Source organism: Paenibacillus sp. 2KB_22, from assembly GCF_052115745.1.
In the GTDB taxonomy this organism is placed as follows: Bacteria; Bacillota; Bacilli; order Paenibacillales; family Paenibacillaceae; genus Paenibacillus.
In genome coordinates this window covers 1,742,658-1,761,019 of the sequence record NZ_JBFRHG010000001.1, presented here as the reverse complement: position 1 = coordinate 1,761,019, position 18,362 = coordinate 1,742,658, and the positions used below count along the sequence as shown (strand labels likewise).

At 44.4% G+C, this 18,362-nt stretch carries 14 protein-coding genes; 13 read left to right on the top strand and 1 reads right to left on the bottom strand.

Annotated features, from left to right (window positions below):
• Positions 1 to 266: 266 nt before the first annotated feature.
• From thrS to AB4111_RS07490, 10 genes are all read left to right on the top strand, one after another.
• Positions 267 to 2,204 (top strand): threonine--tRNA ligase, encoded by a 1,938-nt coding sequence (gene thrS / locus AB4111_RS07535; protein WP_442031021.1) that lies wholly within the window; start codon positions 267 to 269, stop codon positions 2,202 to 2,204.
• A gap of 428 nt (positions 2,205 to 2,632) precedes the next feature.
• A complete protein-coding gene (locus AB4111_RS07530) occupies positions 2,633 to 3,163 on the top strand; it encodes a 3D domain-containing protein (RefSeq protein WP_442031596.1) in 531 nt (176 codons plus the stop codon).
• A gap of 111 nt (positions 3,164 to 3,274) precedes the next feature.
• Complete coding sequence (locus AB4111_RS07525) at positions 3,275 to 3,490, top strand: hypothetical protein (protein ID WP_339240876.1); 216 nt, start codon at positions 3,275 to 3,277, stop codon at positions 3,488 to 3,490.
• Positions 3,491 to 3,686: 196 nt separating this feature from the next.
• Positions 3,687 to 4,715 carry a cell wall-active antibiotics response protein LiaF gene (gene liaF / locus AB4111_RS07520; RefSeq protein ID WP_442031020.1) on the top strand — a complete coding sequence of 343 codons (1,029 nt, stop codon included), beginning with the start codon at positions 3,687 to 3,689 and terminating at the stop codon, positions 4,713 to 4,715.
• A 3-nt stretch (positions 4,716 to 4,718) separates the two neighbouring features.
• A complete protein-coding gene (locus tag AB4111_RS07515; RefSeq protein ID WP_442031019.1) occupies positions 4,719 to 5,744 on the top strand; it encodes a histidine kinase in 1,026 nt (341 codons plus the stop codon).
• Positions 5,745 to 5,761: 17 nt separating this feature from the next.
• Positions 5,762 to 6,424, top strand: a complete 663-nt coding sequence (locus AB4111_RS07510; protein ID WP_339240881.1) for a response regulator transcription factor — start codon at positions 5,762 to 5,764, stop codon at positions 6,422 to 6,424.
• 148 nt (positions 6,425 to 6,572) lie between these two features.
• On the top strand, positions 6,573 to 8,240 hold the full coding sequence (locus tag AB4111_RS07505) for a S1C family serine protease (protein WP_442031018.1): 1,668 nt from the start codon (positions 6,573 to 6,575) through the stop codon (positions 8,238 to 8,240).
• Positions 8,241 to 8,414: 174 nt separating this feature from the next.
• On the top strand, positions 8,415 to 9,104 hold the full coding sequence (locus AB4111_RS07500; RefSeq protein WP_036610048.1) for a response regulator transcription factor: 690 nt from the start codon (positions 8,415 to 8,417) through the stop codon (positions 9,102 to 9,104).
• 1 nt (position 9,105) lies between these two features.
• Positions 9,106 to 10,566: a sensor histidine kinase gene (locus AB4111_RS07495; protein ID WP_442031017.1), complete on the top strand. Its 1,461-nt coding sequence runs from the start codon at positions 9,106 to 9,108 to the stop codon at positions 10,564 to 10,566.
• Between the two features lie 67 nt (positions 10,567 to 10,633).
• A complete protein-coding gene (locus AB4111_RS07490; protein WP_442031016.1) occupies positions 10,634 to 11,584 on the top strand; it encodes a 4-hydroxy-3-methylbut-2-enyl diphosphate reductase in 951 nt (316 codons plus the stop codon).
• Between the two features lie 578 nt (positions 11,585 to 12,162).
• On the opposite strand, the gene AB4111_RS07485 is transcribed toward AB4111_RS07490, so the two are convergent.
• Entirely contained in the window at positions 12,163 to 13,455 is a 1,293-nt protein-coding gene (locus AB4111_RS07485) for a DUF3238 domain-containing protein (RefSeq protein WP_340908664.1), read from the bottom strand.
• A 483-nt stretch (positions 13,456 to 13,938) separates the two neighbouring features.
• On the opposite strand from AB4111_RS07485, the gene aroF reads away from it, so the two are divergent.
• The 3 genes from aroF (at position 13,939) to serC (ending at position 18,290) form a co-directional block, all read left to right on the top strand.
• Positions 13,939 to 15,003, top strand: coding sequence for a 3-deoxy-7-phosphoheptulonate synthase (gene aroF, locus AB4111_RS07480; RefSeq protein ID WP_036610039.1), 1,065 nt, complete (start codon positions 13,939 to 13,941; stop codon positions 15,001 to 15,003).
• Positions 15,004 to 15,415: 412 nt separating this feature from the next.
• On the top strand, positions 15,416 to 16,840 hold the full coding sequence (glnA, locus tag AB4111_RS07475; protein WP_074094318.1) for a type I glutamate--ammonia ligase: 1,425 nt from the start codon (positions 15,416 to 15,418) through the stop codon (positions 16,838 to 16,840).
• Between the two features lie 361 nt (positions 16,841 to 17,201).
• The gene (gene serC, locus AB4111_RS07470; protein ID WP_253432862.1) at positions 17,202 to 18,290 is read left to right on the top strand and encodes a 3-phosphoserine/phosphohydroxythreonine transaminase; all 1,089 of its coding nucleotides are present in this window, start codon (positions 17,202 to 17,204) and stop codon (positions 18,288 to 18,290) included.
• Positions 18,291 to 18,362: the final 72 nt, after the last annotated feature.

The window sequence follows — 18,362 nt, the reverse complement described above, 5'->3', positions numbered from 1 at the left end:
GTGGAGTTAGAACATCGCCTTTATTGGGGATTATCCGCGAGTAAGGATCTGCCGGGTCATGCCCGTTATCGTCATGCCAATGAGGGCTGTGTCTCCGAATAGGATGAATCAGCTGAATTAGGGTGGAACCACGAGTATATATCACTCGTCCCTTTGCCGGGACGGGTGTTTTTTGCGTTCCTTTGCAAAATGATTGGAATAGCATTAGATAATCAATCCATGAACATTAGGACATGAAGGTTACATTAACAGGAGGAATGAGACAAATGGCAGTTAACATTAAATTACCGGATGGTTCGGTACGAGAGTACGCGGATGGCAGCACCATTGAGGACGTAGCCGCTTCGATTAGCAGCGGATTGCGCAAAAATGCCGTAGCCGGCAAGCTGGATGGTATCGTGGTGGACTTGTCCACAACACTTCATGAAGGAGCATTGGTGGAGATCGTAACTTTGGATTCACCAGAAGGACTTGAAGTGATGCGTCATAGTACAGCTCACTTGATGGCTCAAGCAGTGAAACGTTTATATGGTAACCAAGAGGTACGCCTCGGTATTGGCCCTGTCATCGAAGATGGTTTCTACTATGATATGGACCTCGAACACCCACTCAACCCTGAAGATCTGCAAAAGATCGAGAAGGAAATGGAACGTATTGTGAACGAGAACTTGCCAATTGTACGTAAGGAAGTTAGCCGTGAGGACGCGATCAAAACGTTCGAAGCAGTGGGCGATCCTTACAAGCTTGAGTTGATTCGTGACTTGCCAGAAGACAGCGTGATTACGATTTATGAGCAAGGTGAATTCTTCGACTTGTGTCGTGGTCCTCACGTGCCATCGACTAGCAAAATCAAAGTGTTCAAACTGATGAATGTCGCGGGTGCTTACTGGCGTGGAGATAGCAAAAACAAAATGCTTCAACGTATCTATGGTACGGCTTTTGTGAAAAAAGCACAGCTGGACGAGCATTTGCACTTCCTTGAAGAAGCTCGCAAACGGGATCACCGCAAGCTGGGTAAAGAGCTCGAAATATTCACATTCTCCCAACTGGTTGGTCAAGGTCTACCAATCTGGTTGCCTAACGGTGCGAAGCTGCGCCGTACGCTGGAGCGTTATATTGTGGATCTGGAAGAAAGCCTTGGATACCAGCATGTATACACACCGGTTCTGGGTAACGTGGAATTGTACAAAACATCTGGACACTGGGAGCACTACCAGGAAGATATGTTCCCGAAAATGGTTATGGATAACGAGGAACTCGTTCTCCGTCCAATGAACTGTCCTCACCATATGATGGTGTACAAGTCCAGCATGCACAGCTACCGTGATCTGCCAATCCGTATTGCGGAGCTTGGCATGATGCACCGTTATGAAATGTCAGGAGCGTTAACAGGTCTGCACCGTGTACGTGCAATGACACTGAATGACTCACACATTTTTGCACGCCCGGATCAGATCAAAGAAGAGTTCGCTCGTGTTATCGAGTTGATTCAAACCGTGTACAAGGATTTTGGTATCAACGAATATCGTTTCCGTCTGTCCTATCGCGATCCGAAGGATACCGAGAAGTACTTCCAGAACGACGAGATGTGGGAGATGTCCCAACGCATGCTGCGTGAAGTTGTGGAAGAGCTTGACCTTCCATTCTATGAAGCAGAAGGTGAAGCGGCGTTCTATGGTCCGAAGCTGGATGTGCAGATCAAAACAGCACTGGGCAAAGAAGAGACACTGTCTACAGTTCAACTGGACTTCCTGTTGCCTGAGCGCTTTGAACTTGAATATGTAGGAGATGACGGACAGAAACATCGTCCGGTCGTTATTCACCGCGGTGTAATTAGTACGATGGAACGTTTCACAGCATTCTTGCTAGAGAACTTCGCAGGAGCTTTCCCGCTGTGGTTGTCTCCGGTTCAGGCAAAAGTGATCCCGGTATCCGGAAACTTCGACGACTATGCGCGTGAAGTGGAAGCGAAGCTAAAACGTGCGGGAATCTCTGCTGAAGCTGATCTGCGGAATGAGAAGCTCGGGTATAAAATCCGTGAGGCGCAGCTTGAGAAAATGCCTTATATGTTTGTTGTCGGTGAGAATGAGCGTAATGCAGAAGCGGTATCCGTGCGTAAGCGTGGAGAAGGCGATCTGGGCATGAAACCGGTCGATGAAATTATCGCTCAGTTGAAAGAAGAAATTGCAACACGTTTGGTGTAAATGAACCATTCAACGACTGACTGATCAACTCGTTAATTTCATAGCACAATCACTACGACGCCTGAATAACTTGGGAATTCCCTTGTTGTTCAGGCGTTTTTTCGTCGTTTTCAATTTTAAAAAGTATAGATTAATTGCTTTTTGGAAAACCTTTGCAGTGAGGGGGAGGTTGTACAATGAAAAAGCAATTCTCAATTCAAAAGAAAACGATACGGTGTTTACTGGTTGGTTGTGTAATGTTCGCCGGAATGATGATTAGCCTGAATCAGGCGGATGCTTATACATTTGAAGAGGAAAGTGCAGTACTGCATGTCGAAAATCGGAGTAGTGAGACTTCGCTTGAGAGTTCGAGCAAGCCTGATCAAGAATTTCCGGAACAGGCCAGCCATCTATACAGCGATGAGGCCCAGCTGACAACCATGGTGTACATGGCTTTACTGTGGTCACCACAACCGATGGTCATTCCAAGGCCTGAGCTTCCAGATAAAGAAGTGGGTAATCCATCTATGCCTGTGCTGGCCCCACGTTCAGAACAGGTACTGGGTACACAGAAGGTGACAGCAACGGGATATACGGCAGGTGTAGAGTCTACAGGAAAAGGCCCCAAACATCCACAATACGGAATTACGTATTCCGGTGTAAAAGTACGCCGTGATAAAGAAACCGTCTCCACGATTGCAGCTGATCCGAAGTTGTTTCCAATGGGCTCCATTCTGTATATTCCGGGCTATGGATACGGGATTGTTGCAGATACCGGTTCGGCGATCAAAGGCAATAAAATTGATCTGTATTTCCCGACAACCAAGCAAGTGTATAAGGAGTGGGGTAAAAAGGATGTAGAGGTACAGGTGATCAGGCAAGGCGCTGGAAAGTGTACAGAAAAGATGCTCAGCGATTTGGCCGATGCGATCAATGTGTACAAATCTGTACCGGATTCTTGGCTGGACAAGGCCATTTAATTTCACATGTGAACATGAATAACAGAAGTGCTCTCTCCACATAATACTGACTGGGGACGAACCCCGCGGTGCAGCAATGCATCGTAAATATGAAGAGAGAGGTGATTCGTTGTGGCTAAAAAATCACAAGGGTACCAAACGCCGAACGAGAAGTACAATGCAGAGTTTGGAGAAGAGAATGCAGCATCTAAAGTGAAGCAATCCGCTCAAAACAAAGTTCAAGATAATTTCCAAACACCTGATGAAAAATTCAATGCCGAGTTCGGTGTAGAAAACACAGGCCAAACTGGCCAAGGTCAAGGCAAAGCATCCAAATACAAAAAATAAATGAAGATTCATTAACCCAATGATGATTCGACACCCTGGAGCAGAAGCTCCGGGGTGTTTTACATATGTGATTTTTTACAATAAAATCCACCCGGCTCAGTCTTGAGACCGAGATGACTTCCACCTGCCGCCGCTGTTCTCATTACCTTGTCTGAGTTACACTGGATACATAATAAAGACGAAGGAGACATGAGCGATGAAACGATCTACGCGTGACCGCTGGTGGGTTGGCATACCTCTTATTGCTATAGGTGCGATGATCTTGTTCAGACAATTGGGATATGACATTGATGTAGGATATATTTTCAGAACATATTGGCCGTTATTTTTAATCTGGTGGGGGGCCAAGGGAATCTCCGAGATTCGTCGCAACGGGAGTTATGCTTTTATTGGACCGGTCATCGTTCTGGGGATTGGTGGTTACTTTCTTGCCCGTAATCTGGGATGGATTGATTACTCCATGGGGGAGTTCATCCGTTACCTGATCCCGGTTATGCTAATTGGCGGAGGATTATTCGTACTGATTGGACCACGACGTCGTGATCGGAAACATCATGACAAAATGCAGCCACCTCCAGCACCGGAGCAACCTTATAAACCGTTGTCCCCTGAGGATCTGGAGATGCCCTCTTCGTTTGACGAACAGTTTGAGAAAACTTTTGGCAAACCGAAGCAGGAACAGAAGAGCGCCTCATATGGCCCTCATTTCACAGGATCAACAGATTCATCATCACAAGAGCATCAATATAAGAAGAAATATCAATCGCATAACTCAAGTGATCCTGGATATGAAAAACATTATGAGGATGACTACGGGAATGGTTATGGGGATTATGGCAGTGGCAATACCATTAATAAATCAGCGTTCATTGGGGATTTGTATATGGGACAGGAAGTATTCTCGTTGAAACCGATGAACATCTCGGCCTTTATCGGAGATACCGTAATTGATTTGACCAAAGCACAGATTCCATACGGTGAGACGAAGATTGTCATTTCTTCATTTATTGGTGATGTGAAAGTATTTGTACCAGAAGATATGGACCTGGGTGTGACGGTGACGACGAATTCATTCATTGGAGACATGTCATTGTTGAATCAGAAACGCGGCGGATTCCTGAGTAGTGCGCAGGCTGAAACTGCCCATTATCGTGAGGCAAGCAAAAAGGTGCGTATTATTGTAAGTGTGTTTATCGGAGACGTCAAAGTTAATAAGGTGGGTTAATGCATGATTCGAACAATTCTCAAGGCCAATAAGTGGGAACTGATGATGTATTTTGCGTTAACGGGTCTGATTACGCTGGGCGGATTCTATCTATTATATGGAGAGGTATTAATGGGGGCTGGCCGTCAACGGGCATGGACCTATGTTGCCGTTGTTGTGCTGGCCACCGTCATCATCGGATATATCGCTGCATTACGACTTCAGCGCAAGATCGACCTGCTTGATCTTAACATGTTGAAAGTGTCCAAGGGTAATCTGGCGGTGCGCATGCCTGAAGCGGATGACGCTTCGTTCGGTCGTGTCTACCAGGAGTTCAATGTCATGATGGATTCGATTGAGAAAAAGATGAGACTGCTTCAGCGTCTCGGTGAGCAGGAAGTGATTGAGAAGGAGCAAGCCTCGGAGCGCGCTGTGCTTGAAGAGCGCAAACGAATGGCAAGGGATCTCCATGACACGGTTAGCCAGCAGCTGTTTGCCATGCATATGTCGGCTTCATCCTTACCACGTCTGCTAGAGATGAATCCGGAACATGGCGGTAAAGTGCTGGACCAGTTAATTCAGATGTCACATATTGCGCAGCGACAGATGCGAGGACTTATTGCCCAACTTCGACCGGTGGAGCTGGAAGGGCGTGATCTCACCGCGGCACTGGATAGCTGGTTTCCTGATTATTGCCGGCAGAATGGTCTTAAAGGTGTGAAAGAGCTGGAACTGGATGGCGGAATCTCGGATGCCATTGAGCACCAGCTGTTTCTTGTTATTCAGGAGGCGGTAGCCAATGTTGTGAAACATGCAGAGGCAGGGGTGGTCAGTCTGTCCATACGGGAGAGTGAACATCAGATCAGCATGAGCATCAGCGATGATGGCCAGGGATTTTTACATCAAGCCGAGCGTCCAGGTTCATATGGGTTATCTACCATGCGTGAACGGGCCGAGAAGCTTGGGGGGCAAGTCCAGATTATATCGAAGCCGGGAGCGGGAACGACGGTACGGGTATTGATCCCGAAATTTCCGAATGTTTCTGAATGAATTAAGGGGGAGACGGAATGAGTGGGAAAGTAAACGTAATGATTGTGGATGACCATGACATGGTACGAATGGGGTTGAAAACGTATCTGATGCTGGAACCAACTTTTCATGTGATGGGGGAAGCAGGCCATGGGCAGGATGCGCTCGATCAGTTGCGTAAATTAAATGATAATGAAATGCCCGACTTGATCCTCATGGATCTGATGATGCCGATCATGAATGGCGCTGAAGCAACACAAGCCATCATGACTGAATTTCCAGGGATGAAGATCGTGATGCTCACCAGTTTCCTGGAGGATGATCTTGTTGTGCAAGCGATTGAAGCGGGTGCGGTAAGTTATGTGCTCAAGACAGTCTCTGCTGAAGAATTGATCTATGCTCTTCAAGGGGCTTACAGAGGCATGCCTGTTATGACAGGTGATGTGTCTCAGGCACTAACTCGGGGAATCAGGCAACGTACAGCGAGAGAGAGTGAATCAGGTCTGACTGAACGGGAAAAGGAAGTGCTGTTGCTTATTGCAGAGGGGAAGACCAACAAAGACATTGGAGAAGAATTACATATCAGTATCAAAACCGTCAAAACACATGTGAGCAACCTGCTGATGAAATGTGAGATGGACGATCGAACACAATTGGCAATCTATGCGCATCGTCAGGGCTGGGTGAAAACGAAAGGATAAAATCCCGTCATGACGGGGAAAACAATCTATTCTTCCGTGCTTTTATCTCCTTTTTAATTGTTTTTAAGGTACGGTTAAGGTTTAAAGTACAAAATAAGGACAGTTAAAGAATATCTCTTGGGAATAAGAGATTGGGAGGTAGAGAGGCATGGACGAACGCAATTATAGATCGAACCGTCAAGACGAGGAAAACGAAACCAAACAAACGGAGAATCGCAATTCTTCCGGAACGGACGAATCCTCCTATTATTATTCTTATGGACCTTTTCAGTCCGTGAATCAGGAAGATACAGCAAACCACATGGGAAGCAATAATCAACGTGAAGAAGGAAATGTAGAGATTACAAAACCTGATCCGGTGAGACCCGTACCTACTTACTACAATAATCAATCCTCCGAGCAAGCGACAAGATCAACAGGAGGCGGTGGAAACGGCTCAGGTAATGGTGGAGATCAAGGGAATGGCGGCAAAGGCAACTGGAACTATAATAACCGCAAGCCGCGTTCATCCGTAAGATCACTGTTGTTCTCTTTTATTGCCGGCATGCTGGTCATTACCGTTCTCATGTACACAGCCGATAGAACAAACATGTTCACACCAGAGACTGCACTTACGAACACAGGTAATCAAAGCTCGGGACAGGAAGCGTCCACCAACACAGGCGGAGGCAACAATGTGACAGCATCGTTACTGCCAACCGGCAAAGAAGATGTTTCTTCCGTAGTGACGAGTACGAGTCCAGCTGTCGTCAAAATCGAAACACTCGCGAAGCAGTCCTCCCGTACAGGAATGGGGCAGGGTGGATCGAATACAAGTGATCCGTTGTACCAATACTTCTTCGGTAATGGGGGCGGAACGGAAGGCAATCAAGGCCAGAGCCAGCAACAACAGCAAGGCAGTAATCAATTGGTACCACTAGGCATTGGTTCCGGATTTATCTTTGACAAAGAAGGATATATTCTGACGAATCAACACGTAGTTCAGGGTGCGGACGTAATCCAGGTAACGCTGGAGAACAACAGTAAACCGTATGAAGCTAAACTGCTGGGAAGCAGCTTCGATCTGGATTTAGCTGTACTGAAAATTGAGAAAAACAGTGGTGACGATGCGTTCCCTGTAGCTCCACTGGGGGATTCCAATAGTACTCAGGTCGGTGAGTGGCTTGTAGCGATTGGTAACCCTGAAGGATTCGAACACACAGTTACAGCAGGTGTGCTGAGTGCCAAAGAACGTACCATCAGCATTCCAGATGAAGAAACAGGAAAAACACGTGAGTACAGCCATTTGCTGCAAACAGATGCTTCGATTAATCCGGGTAACTCCGGTGGTCCGTTGCTTAACCTGAATGGGGAAGTTATCGGAATGAACGTGGCAGTAAGCGCAGATGCACAAGGGATTGGCTTTGCGATCCCATCGAGCGTTATCTCTGAAGCCGTTAAATATCTCAAAGAGAACAAAGAAGTTCCCAAAGAGCCAGTACCATTTATCGGTGCATCTCTGATGGCTCTCACGCCTGAAGTTGCTAAACAGATGGGAACAGACATTACCGAAGGTTCTGTCGTAGCCAGCACGATCTTCCAATCACCGGCTTACCAAGCAGATCTTCGTGCATATGACATCATCACAGGTGCCAACGGTACGCCGTACGCCACAAGTCAGGATCTGATTGATTTTATCAAGAAACAGAAAATCGGCAGTGAAGTGACATTGAACGTGGTGCGTGACGGTAAGAAAATGGATTTGAAAATCAAAATCGGCAATAAAAATGATTTTGATACTTCACAAACAACAGATACCCAACAGCAGCAACCATAAATATCGGGTAAGGATTGAAAGAGCGGAAGGGTTCGAAGGCCCTTCCGCTTTTTTTGCCCTGATAAAGCAGGGTTACAAGAAACCAGGGACGAATTGGGGACGCCTACTTGAAGATGCAGATTGTGCTTCTGCCTGTTACAATGGGATAAAACGTTAGGATAAAGGAGAAAGACCATGCGCTCAACTATTTTGATTGTGGATGATGACGAAAAAATTGTATCCATGCTCCGCCGGGGGCTGGCTTTTGAAGGATATGAGGTACAGACTGCTTCCAATGGAGCCGAAGGCCTCAGTAAACTGATGGACAAGGAGCCGGACATCGTTGTGCTGGATGTGATGATGCCGCAGATTGACGGATTTGAGGTATGCCGCAGATTGAGAGAAGCAGGCAGCAAAGTGCCTGTGCTAATGCTGACGGCCAAGGATGAAGTACAGAGCCGGGTAACTGGACTGGACACGGGAGCCGATGACTACCTTGTAAAACCTTTTGCGTTGGAAGAATTATTGGCACGTGTCCGTGCACTGCTGCGCCGCAAGTCAGATAGCGCGGGTACGCCGGACAACCGCTTGATGTATGAAGATATCATTTTGGACAATGATTCACGTGAAGTACTTCGAGATGGGCAACGCCTGGAGCTGACTGCCAAGGAATTCGAGTTGTTGAATCTGTTTATGCAAAATCCAAGACGGGTACTTTCCCGTGATCTCATTATGGATAAAATCTGGGGTTATGATTACAGCGGTGAGTCTAACGTGCTTGAAGTGTACATTGCCATGCTCAGACAGAAGACCGAAGAATACGGTGGCAAACGTCTAATTCAGACCATCCGGGGAGCCGGCTATATTCTGAGAGGTGACTCCTGATATGTCCATCCGGTTAAGACTAACCGCATGGTATTCTGGCATTTTGGCGGCTGTGCTTATTTTTTGGGGCGTTGTAATCTATGCCTTTGTTTATTTTAACTCCTACCAGGAAGTCGAACAGCAATTGAAGGTGAAGAGTGCCCGGATTACGGAGCAAATTGGAGTTAATCCTCTTTCACAGTCGTTGGATCTGGACCCATTTACAGAGAGCCAGCTTCAGGAGGCTCAAATCTATATTCAACTCTGGGATTATCAGAGTCGTTCGGGCATAATTTCCGGCAATATGAAGAAATTGCAGATTCAGTTTCCGGTATTGAAATCCAATGAAATTCTTGAAAAGCGTGGCATATCCAAGATCTATGTGGATGGGACACCGTTTCTGGTGAATCAGCTTCCGCTTTCTCTTCAGGGTACCAATGAAGTACGTGGAATTCTTCAGGTAGGAGCCAATGTAAGTTCACAGGAGCGCTTGCTGGAAGCGTTGCTTAATATTTTGGTTTTTGGCTGGCTGGTAGCGATGGCACTCGCTATTACCTCAGGTCTCGTTCTGGCCCGCAAGTCGATGCGTCCGCTCGTGAATGTCATTGATGCTGCGAACCAGATTCAATCGGGAGATGACTTAAGTGTACGTATTCAATATGCGGGGCCTAAGGATGAGATCGGGCGTTTGATTGAAACGGTTAATAATATGCTTGAGCGTACAGAATTGTCATTCCGCGGTTTGGAGGAGACGAATGCTGCCCAGCGCCGCTTTGTATCCGATGCATCGCATGAACTGCGTACACCGCTGACCACCATTCGCGGGAACGTAGACTTCCTGAAGAAGCTGTGGGATCAAGAGGGTACCGACCGACCGAATCTGGATGAAGAAACGGTAAGACAGATGTCGCTGGAAGCCATTGAAGATATGGCGGACGAGGGAAAACGTATGAGCAGGCTGATCAGCGACATGTTATCGCTGGCGAGAGCGGATACGGGGCAGAAAATTGAACTAAATCCGATCCCGCTGCAAATACTCGTACAGGAAGTGGCACGCAGAGCACAATTTCTGGACCGTGAGGCAGAATGGCTTCCAGGAGACTTTGCCATTCTTAATGGTATTTATGTGAACGGTAGCAAGGACTATCTGCAACAGATGTTATTTATTTTCATTGAAAATGCGTTTAAATACACACCTGAAGGCTCTGTGACGCTGGATGCCGTATTATACAAAGGCCAGGTGGGACTGCGCATCAGCGACACCGGTATTGGGATGGATCGGGACGAAGTGCCGTTCATCTTTGATCGCTTCTATCGGGCAGATGAATCTCGTGGGGCTACACCGGGCATAGGTCTGGGACTTTCGATTGCGAAGTGGATTATTGAGGAACACCACGGATCGGTTGAGGTTGTGACCAGACGTGGAGAAGGAACCACCTTTATTATCTGGTTGCCGGTTGTCTTTGCTCCGCCTATCGAATAAAGGTATAATAGACAGGACTGCAATTACATCGGCAACGTTGCCGAGAAAGAAAGCGGGTGGCAACCAAGTGGAAGTACTACGAATTTCGCCGCGGGGATATTGTTACGGCGTTGTGGATGCGATGGTGCTCGCGCGTCAAGCGGCACGCAATCTGGATTTACCACGACCTATTTATATATTGGGTATGATTGTGCATAACCAACATGTGACGGATTCCTTTGAAGATGAAGGTATTATTACATTGGATGGTCCCAACCGGATGGATATTTTGAGCCAAGTGGAGAGTGGCACGATTATTTTTACAGCTCATGGTGTATCTCCTGAAGTGCGTAAGCTGGCAAGGGATAAAGGATTGACAACAGTGGATGCAACATGCCCTGATGTCACCAAGACACATGATCTCATTCGGGAGAAGACGGCAGAGGGTTATCAGATCATCTATATCGGCAAAAAGAATCATCCTGAACCAGAAGGTGCCGTAGGCGTTGCACCAGATCTCGTTCATCTGATCGAGAAGGAAGAAGAGATCGAAGAACTGAACGTACCTCCAGGCAAAATCCTTATTACGAATCAGACAACGATGAGCCAGTGGGATATCAAACACATCATGAGCCGTCTGTTGGAGAAGTTCCCTGGTGCTGAGATTCATAATGAGATTTGCCTCGCAACTCAGGTTCGTCAGGAAGCTGTCGCTGAACAGGCAGGTCAAGCGGACCTGGTTATCGTGGTGGGTGATCCTCGCAGCAATAACTCCAACCGTCTGGCGCAAGTGTCGGAGGAAATCGCGGGGGTTACGGCCTACCGTGTATCGGATGTCTCCGAGATTCAGCAAGAATGGCTGAAAGGTGTAAATAAGGTGGCGGTTACTTCAGGTGCATCAACACCAACACCGATTACGAAGGAAGTCATCCTTTACCTGGAGCAGTATGAGCATGACAAACCGGAGACGTGGGAGATCAAGCGTACCGTGAACATGAGCAAACTGCTACCTCCAGTTAGAGAAAAAACACGTAATTAAATAAGTAGGATCTAATTGCTGAATAGATAAATAACTAGAAATAAATGTAACAAATAAGCTGGTATCGAGCCACATTCCCCGATCCAGCTTATTTGTTATTTTTTCACTTTTCTAATTGATACCGATATGAAGTCCGTAAGCTGAGTGAAAAGAAAAAAAACAACGCCTGAACATCCGGATATTAACAAAAATTTCAATATTCCCTCCATACTGTTAGAAGGATTAAAAAGTAAGAATAATGCTCCTAGAGAAGTCCAGGTGGCAAAATACAAAAGAGTTTTTGTTAAAAACGAATAATTTTTAAATTTTTTTTCCAAAAAAAAAGATAGTGGCGTTGCAATAAATAAAAATAAAAAAAATAAAATTGCAAACCCAGTAATGAATAGTGAAGTAGCACTATAATACAAAGTCGTTTCAACGTTTCTGGTCATTGTATTAAAAATTGTAAATATAATCGAACCTAATAAAGCGGATGCAATTGAACTTATTATTCTACTCAAATTCATCCATCTCCCTTAATATTAAAGTTGTTTATCTAATATAACAGCGCCTGTTAAATAATAACAGGCGCTAAAAATTTAATTTGAAATATTGAAATTCCGAGCTAATGTACTAGGTGCTCCTAGATATTCGAATCCTTCATGAGGATGATTGAAAATTGTAAGGGTAGTCCCGTTGCTCAATCTCACGTATAATTCATGAGCAGGAGCTCGATCATGAGTTCCCACAAAACTATAAGCCCCTCCTTTTTGAGTTATAACTCTCATTTGATAATCTATTTCATTACCAGCAACAGCATAAGGGTTTCCCGATTTGTGATACACAGTTACATCTGTTTTAGAAGATGTATTACTATTGATAATTCTGTTAATATACTGCCCAGAGTCTGTTTTTGTACTTACAAGCTTTTTATCTTTGTCTAAAGCGTGAGTAGTCGAGACATCCTTATAGAACGCTTCTGAAGCAGTAGTGGAATCTGTGTAAAATATACTGTCTCCTACAGTTTTTGTTCTGTAAGTTTCAGCACTTGAACTAAAACCTCGATTGTCACCTTTAAAGAATTTTATATTCTGTCCCCAGGTTGCAGCATTGTACCAAGGATCTTCTGCATATTCCATGGGTATAAAAGTTTTATATGTCCATTTAAAAGAGTTATTAACTGCTGCTAAAGATAAACTGGGATTTACAATAGAAGCGTCTATAACTTTTATGATACTATAAGGTTTTTTTGATAAATTTTCCAACTCTTCTGTTCCTAAGTTGAAGTTTTTGCCCGCATAAAATTCTCTAATTTCTTCTTTCTCACTAGGAGTAAGTGGAATGTCAAATTGTATTTCGTATGTGTTATATACTTCGTTGTTGTCAAAATGATCTACAAATTTGTTTGTCTGAGTTTCTGAGATCATTACCCCATTTTTTAATATAGAGTATTTATTTACACCAGGAACATCTTCCCATGATAGCACAACTTTTTCTGGATAAACTACTGCATTAGATTTAATTTTAAATTCATCGCTGTTTGTTAAAGCTTTGTAAGAATTAGTATCTGTTTCTGTTGAAATGTACATTTCTTTATTTCCTTCTTCACTGAGGTAACTAACTTTAAATCGATACAAAGTGCTAGAATCTAGATCATCAATAACAACTTCGTTGTTATCTCCTTGATAAATTATTTTATTATTCTGGTCTAAATCCTCTACGGTTATCAAACCCTGAGTATCATTTAAAGTTAGATGAATCGAGTTAGAAGCAGTCTCAATTTTTAGGTTATCATCTGAATTACTTGCCTTAGATTCTGCCGAAGCATTTATAGGGTTAGAAATTGACAGTATAATAATTAAACATAAGATTATTGTTCGTACCTTATTCATTTTTTTCAACTCCAAAAGTTTTTTTGAATTAATTGACTACGGCCACCTTTCGGATGATGTAACTGCTTACAATAACATTTTAATTTAAATATTCAAGTTGTTGTATAGGACAATTATCCCATTTTTTATATTTTATTTACAAATTTAATCTCGATTACTGTTAAATACTTTTTCTAAATAAAAAAATGAAAATTCTTTGGTAAAAAGGAGCCGTAAAGATTAAAGCGATAAAGTATATTTCTTATTCTCATGTAGAATAGGGATAAAAATATTTCTTACATTTATATAGGCTTTTTAAGGGAGAGATTTTCAGTATTTTTAAAAATAAATATCTTGACGGAAGGAGAGTTTTTTGGTTAAATTACTTTAATGGATAAAAGCTTAAAAGCGAACAAGCGTTTAAGCGCGACAGAGTTTTTATATTTAATCAGACGCACGTTAAGAAATTATTGTGCTCTTATACAAGGAAGGATGGGAATTAATATGATCGTTATTGCAGGCAAAGCTACACCGGAGGAACAGATTCAGGATATCGTTGCAGTTATTGAAAAAGAAGGGCTTCAGGTGCATATCTCTCGCGGAGAGGATCGTACGATCATTGGTTTGATTGGCAAAGTTGAACCTAAAATGCAAGAGCATCTTCGCCAAATGAAAGGTGTCGAGAATGTCGTGAAAATCTCGAAATCTTACAAATTGGCAAGCCGTGACTTCCATCCGGAAGATACGGTGATCTCCATCAAAGGTGTAGATATTGGCGGAAAAGAACTTGTCGTCATGGGTGGACCATGTGCAGTTGAATCCGCTGCGCAGATTGATGAGATTGCGGGGCTTGTGAAAGCTGCTGGTGGGCAAGTGTTACGTGGTGGTGCATTCAAGCCGCGTACAGGTCCTTACAGCTTCCAGGGAACGGGCGTAGAGGGATTGATCATGATGGCGGAAGCAGGCAAGAAACATGATCTGCTGACCATTACAGAAGTCATGACACCTGAGTATGTGGATATTTGCGCCGAGTACGCAGATATTCTGCAAGTAGGTACACGTAACATGCAGAACTTTGACCTGCTCCGCAAATTGGGTGAGTGTGGCAAACCGGTATTGTTGAAACGTGGCTTCAGTGCAACATACGATGAGTTGTTGAATGCGGCTGAATACATTCTTGCGGGTGGTAATCCAAATGTCATGCTGTGTGAGCGTGGTATTCGTACGTTTGAATCCTACACACGTAATACGCTTGATCTGTCAGCAATCCCTGTTCTGCAGTCTTTGAGCCATTTACCGGTTATTTCTGACCCGAGCCATGGTACTGGACGACGTGAACTGGTGGAGCCGATGACAAAAGCTTCCGTTGCTGCAGGTGCCAATGGTCTGATTATTGAAATGCATACCGATCCGGATAACTCCATGACAGGAGATGGAGTGCAATCTTTGTTCCCTGACCAATTCGCCAACCTGTTGCAGGATCTGGAGAAATTGGCACCAATCGTGGGTAAATCATTCAGTACAGCTAAACAACCAGCAGAATTTTTCCCGGCACGTGTAGGTGTGTAGTAAGTATTCATAGTCAAGGTCTGGATTATCATCCGGGCATCTCATCTGGTCTCGTTCATTGCGACGGAAACAGATAGATGCTCGGTTTTTTGCATATTTTGCAGGTTTGAACGTATTTATTAATCAATAGTGATAAGAAACATTTATGATGTGAAGTTTTTTCCATGATTTAGGATAAAAAAGGGTTCGCTTTACCGCATTAAACCAGTTAAATGTATACTAAATGTGTTGTTATATGAATTTAGGTTATTTATAAAATGTGAGTATAGCTAACATGATCGCAAAAAATACCTTACATAAGTATTGACGATGTCAGGTTTTAAAATTTATAATGACGAAAGAAAAAAATTCGAATTTAGACATTTTCTTAGTGGGGTTGTTTAATGTTCGGAATATTTGGGAGGACGAATACATGTCGGTTGAAAACGTATTGAAATCAATTCAAGAGAACAACATCGAGTGGGTAGATTTTCGTTTTGTAGATTTAGCTGGGCGTGCACATCACATCTCGTTGCCAGCTTCGGCTGTTGATGCAGACACATTCGTAAATGGAGTAGCTTTTGACGGTTCTTCTATCCAAGGTTTCCGCGGAATTGAAGAGTCCGATATGGTTATGATGCCAGACCCTGAAGCGACTTATGTCGATCCGTTCACTGCACACCCTACATTAAATGTTATGTGTGATATCTTCACTCCAGATGGCGAGCGTTATGAGCGTGACCCACGTAGCATCGCTGTTAAAGCTGAAGCTTATTTGCAAGAAAGCGGTGTAGGTACAGCGGCATTCTTTGCACCTGAATCCGAGTTCTTCATCTTCGACGATGTACGTTATGAGAGCGGTACGAACAGCTCTTCCTACTACGTAGATTCCGAAGAAGCTTCATGGAACACGAACCGCAAAGAAGAAGGCGGAAACCTGGGCTTCAAAGTACGCACTAAAGGCGGATATGTTCCAGTAGCACCAGTGGATACACAACAAGATATTCGTAGCGAAATGTGTCGCCTTCTGGAAGAAGCGGGCCTGTCGATCGAGCGTCATCACCATGAAGTGGCGACAGCCGGTCAAGCCGAAATCAACTTCCGTTTTGATACACTGAAGAAAACAGCAGATAACCTGCTTGCATACAAATACATCGTGCATAACACTGCACGTCAATATGGTAAAGTAGCAACATTCATGCCAAAACCATTGTTCGGTGATAATGGTAGCGGAATGCACGTTCACCAATCCATCTTTGATGGCGATTCCCCATTGTTCTATGACAAAGCGGGATATGCTAACCTGAGTGAAATGGCTCTGCACTATATCGGAGGTATCCTGTACCATGCTCCGGCACTGATCGCTTTGACTAACCCTAGTACAAACTCGTTCAAACGTCTTGTACCTGGTTACGAAGCACCGGTTAACCTGGTTTATTCCAAAGGTAACCGTTCCGCAGCAGTTCGTATTCCGGTTGCAGCTGTGACACCAAAAGGTTGTCGTATCGAGTTCCGTACACCAGACTCCACAGCTAACCCATACTTGGCATTCTCCGCAATGTTGATGGCTGGTCTGGATGGAATCAAACGCAAAATCAACCCAACTGAACTTGGATATGGTCCGCTCGATAAAAACATCTATGACCTGTCTGATGCAGATAAAGAAAACATCCGCAGTGTGCCAGCTTCCCTCGAAGAAGCACTTGATGCATTGGCAGCGGATAACGAGTTCTTGACTGAAGGCGGCGTATTCACAAAAGAATTCATTGAAAACTACATCAACCTCAAACGTGATGAAGCGAAAGCAGTAGCGATCCGCATTCATCCGCACGAGTACAGCCTCTACTTCGACTGCTAATAGGTCGGGGTCGGAACAGTTCTTGTTCCAACTTAAAGCCTCCGGGATACACTCTCGGAGGCTTTTCCTTGAATTAAACAATGTAGTGCTTTAACTTTGCAGGGTGATAAAGGAATTTGATGACCTGAATTCAACACTTCAGTGCATATTGCCCTTGAAGCAGATAGAGAATACTGATATCATAGCGATAATATTTAGTTTGAGAGCATTTTGCACAAATCCATAGAGCGACTTCCAATAGGTAAGATATCGATCGAAATGATTTAATTCGTCTATATCTTATACCCGTGAGCGATTCTAATCGAATTGTGCAAAATGCGTTTGTATGTCAGAGTTACGGATGGAAAGGGCGGGGGATTTTGTGACAAAAAGAGCGTATAACTTTAATGCAGGACCTGCGGCGTTACCACTTGAGGTACTGGAGCGTGCACAGGCGGAATTTGTAGATTTTCGTAATACAGGCATGTCGATTATGGAGATGTCTCACCGTGGAGCGGTGTACGAGTCTGTACATAATGAAGCTCAGGAGCGCTTGTTGTCGCTTCTAGGCAATCCCAAAGGATACAAGGTTCTCTTTCTGCAGGGCGGTGCAAGCACTCAATTCGCGATGCTGCCTATGAACCTGCTTGGGGCAGGGCAGACTGCAAGTTACGTGATGACCGGCAGCTGGGCCAAGAAGGCTCTGTCTGAGGCGAAGTTGATCGGCGAGACGCATGTTGCTGCATCTTCGGAAGCAGAGAAATTCATGAAATTGCCGGATGTTTCAAATCTGAGTTTGCCTGAACGTACGGCTTATGTGCATCTTACTTCCAACGAAACGATCGAAGGTACGCAATTTAAGTCATTCCCGGATACCGGTTCAGTACCTCTGATTGCGGATATGTCGAGTGATATTTTCTGTAAACCATTCGATCTCAATCAGTTCGGTATGATCTACGCGGGTGCACAGAAGAACCTGGGGCCATCGGGAATTACGGTTGTGATTGCTCGTGAGGAACTGGTGAGTGAATCGCCTAAAACGATTCCAACCATGCTTCGTTACAGCACACATGTAGATAATAACTCTCTGTATAATACGCCGCCATCCTTCTCAGTATATATGGTGAATGAAGTATTGAAATGGATTGAAGAACAGGGTGGATTGGCTGGTATTGAGCAAAAAAATACGAAAAAAGCCGAATTGCTCTATAACACAATTGATGCTTCCGGTGATTTCTACCGTGGTTGTGTGGAACCAGAAGATCGTTCCCTTATGAATGTAACCTTCCGTCTTGCTTCTGAGGAACTGGAGAAGAAGTTCATCAAGGCATCGGAGGAAGAAGGATTCGTAGGTCTGAAAGGACATCGCAGTGTGGGTGGTCTTCGTGCCTCCATTTACAATGCTGCTCCTTATGAGAGTGTTAAGGCACTGACAGACTTCATGAGCCACTTCCAGAAGACAAATGGATAATTAAGTATAGGTACGGTGTTATGGACCTTCATGTCTAATTCTGTGCCTTACCAGAGCCTTCCACATTGACGT